Here is a 254-nt window from a genome sequence, read left to right as displayed (position 1 = left end):
CCTCCTTTTCGAGGCCCTTGGCCGTTTTCCATTTGCGCTTGCGGATCGACATGGAGGATCAGATTCCCGGGTCTCGGATGGTGCCATCCATCGAGCGAAGTATTCCCTCATCGAGACCGTCTTTGTTCAACCTCGTCATTGCGAGCGGATTCGCGGGGTTCTTAACAATGGTGGCTTTGCCATCAATATGTACGGTGACTTCCTCACCCGTCGTCAGTGTGAACTCGATGCGGTCGAGTTCCATGCGCAGTGTC

The 254-nt window shown here is 54.7% G+C and carries 1 protein-coding gene; it reads right to left on the bottom strand.

What is annotated here, in order from left to right:
* Nucleotides 1–58: 58 nt before the first annotated feature.
* A partial coding sequence (locus AC0L2O_RS37135; protein ID WP_473373246.1) for a hypothetical protein occupies nucleotides 59–254 on the bottom strand: 196 nt, incomplete at its 5' end.

The organism is Bradyrhizobium sp. Kon10, from assembly GCF_055807395.1.
Note: the sequence above shows the minus strand (reverse complement) of the source record. Positions and strands in the feature narration are given on the sequence as shown.